The organism is Burkholderia sp. RF4-BP95, assembly GCF_001521985.1.
Taxonomy (GTDB): domain Bacteria; phylum Pseudomonadota; class Gammaproteobacteria; order Burkholderiales; family Burkholderiaceae; genus Burkholderia; species Burkholderia diffusa.
The window spans coordinates 1-1194 of record NZ_LOSX01000043.1; the positions used below are offsets into that span (position 1 = coordinate 1).

At 61.4% G+C, this 1194-nt stretch carries 4 protein-coding genes and 1 pseudogene; all 5 read left to right on the plus strand.

The window, feature by feature from the left end:
- Nucleotides 1-270 (plus strand): annotated as a pseudogene (locus WS46_RS36085) (hypothetical protein); the annotation flags it as partial.
- Nucleotides 271-504, plus strand: a complete 234-nt coding sequence (locus WS46_RS17240) for a TraR/DksA C4-type zinc finger protein (protein WP_059531043.1) — start codon at nucleotides 271-273, stop codon at nucleotides 502-504.
- On the plus strand, nucleotides 495-797 hold the full coding sequence (locus tag WS46_RS17245) for a hypothetical protein (protein WP_257127641.1): 303 nt from the start codon (nucleotides 495-497) through the stop codon (nucleotides 795-797). Before WS46_RS17240 ends, WS46_RS17245 begins: the two co-directional genes overlap by 10 nt.
- Complete coding sequence (locus tag WS46_RS17250) at nucleotides 794-1000, plus strand: hypothetical protein (protein ID WP_059526301.1); 207 nt, start codon at nucleotides 794-796, stop codon at nucleotides 998-1000. The genes WS46_RS17245 and WS46_RS17250 overlap by 4 nt, the downstream gene beginning before the upstream one ends.
- Before the next feature lie 5 nt (nucleotides 1001-1005).
- A partial coding sequence (locus WS46_RS17255; protein WP_156443145.1) for a DUF1804 family protein occupies nucleotides 1006-1194 on the plus strand: 189 nt, incomplete at its 3' end.

The window sequence follows — 1194 nt, forward strand, 5'->3', positions numbered from 1 at the left end:
CCTGTCGTTGGTTGCGTGTTCAGCCGTGGCTTTGTCCGCGTGTGGAACCACGCAGCAGGCATCGCCGACGCTGGTGATTCCCCCGTGCCGGCAAGCGCCGATCCCGCCTCTGCTGTTGTCGGTCCCGACGCCGATGCCGCCGCTGACTCCGGGGTATCACAAGCCGACGTCCTCGCCTGGTTCGTCGACTATGCCGCCCGCACGCGAAGCACTGAATTGAAACTGAAGGCGGTAAAGGCCGCGCTTCCCAAGCAAGAGGACAAGCAATAGATGGACGACTTCGACCACGCGAGCAATATCGAAGAACAGTATCGCGCGCTCGCCATCGCGGCAGCGACGCAGCCCGCACGCAGCACCGCTGAATCCGAGTCGGTTTGTCAGAACGATGCATGCGGCGAACCGATTCCCGATGAGCGTCGCCACGCGGTACTGGGGTGCCGCTTCTGCATCGAATGCCAGCAACGCCGCGAGCGCGTTATCAAACGGAGGTACTCGTGCAAGTGACATTCGATCCGGCTGCGATTTTTATGGGCGTCATCACGCTTCTGCTCGGGGCGGTCAATCTCTTCGGCGGCGTCGTGATTCGCAGCGTCCTGAAGAAGTTGGAAGACAACGAAGCCCGGGACGCTGGTATCCAGCGCGAGCACGCTGCGTTTCGCGAGATGGTGGCGCGCGAATACGTCCGTCGCTCCGAGAACCAGGCAATGCGCGATGAATTCCGAGACGGTCTGCGCAGCATTGACCAGAAGCTGACCGACATCAACAACAAGCTGGACAAAAAACAGGACAAGCAATGAGCGACATCAAGGCGGAAGACAGCCCCGAAATGAAGCTGCTGAGGAAGATCGACGCAGGGGTCAGCGAGCTGAAGGAACGGGTCGCCAATGGCGAGAAGCGTGCGATCAAGTATGGCGCTGCGGCTGGCGCCGGAGCCGGAGCAATGGCGGGTGGCATAGTCGCGATGGGTATCTCGTTCGCTCGCGCGAAGCTGGGCCTGTAACGCCGATGGCCTATCCGAAAGAAGTCCGCGACAAGGTTCGTCGTGCATTCGTGTTCGACCGACTGTCGCTCGAAGTCGCCGCCATGAAGAGCGGCGTCAATTACTCCACCGCACGCCGATGGAAGGATGATGCGCGCGCTGCCGGCGACGATTGGGATAAAGCCCAGGCTGCACAGTTGATGGCCGGTGGCGGG